Origin of the sequence: Ensifer sp. LC11, assembly GCF_001695835.1 — a bacterium.
Classification (GTDB): Bacteria; Pseudomonadota; Alphaproteobacteria; order Rhizobiales; family Rhizobiaceae; genus Ensifer.
On the sequence record NZ_MBSO01000054.1, the window covers coordinates 1 to 698 of the forward strand.

At 60.2% G+C, this 698-nt stretch carries 1 pseudogene; it reads right to left on the reverse strand.

What is annotated here, in order from left to right:
* Nucleotides 1-698: pseudogene (locus BBX50_RS29545) on the reverse strand (IS630 family transposase); the annotation flags it as partial.

Here is a 698-nt window from a genome sequence, read left to right on the forward strand (position 1 = left end):
GAGAAAGCCATCTCGATGGGATTGAGATCGGGTGAATAGGGCGGCAGGAACAGGAACCAGGCCCTTTTTTCCTTCAGGGCTTCAGCCGCTTTGGCACTTTTGTGAACGGCGAGGTTATCCAGAATGACGACGTCGCCGGGCGACAGCGTCGGGGCAAGTTGCGTCTCGATGTAAGTGTCGAATGACACGCGGTTCATGGCGTGGTGAATGATCCACGGGGCGGTCAGGCCATGACAGCGCAAGGCGGCGATGAAAGTCTGTGTTCCCCAATGGCCGAATGGCGCATCCATCTGCAATCGTTCGCCGCGCGGGCAGCGTCCGCGAAGCCGCACCATCTTCGTGTTCACGGATGTTTCGTCAATGAAGACAAGGCGATGCGGTTCAAGCCGCATCCTTGGTTGGCGCTTGGCGATCCAGACATCACGATCCTGGCGCACGGTCGCGCGTGCGCGTTCCGATGCCATCAGGGCTTTTTTTATATGTAAACCCCTGCGCCACCAGGACGCGGGACAAGGACGAGGCCGGAACACGAACACCATGCGTGTCTTCAAGCCTGTCGGCGAGTTCCGGCATGGTCATGTCCGGCTTCGCCTCGATCTGTGCGATCAGAAAAGACAGATAGGCCGAAAGCTTGCCGCTGCCAGGCGGACGACCCTGCCGCAAGGGCGCAACCGTTCCGGCCACCCGGCGGTGCTGCA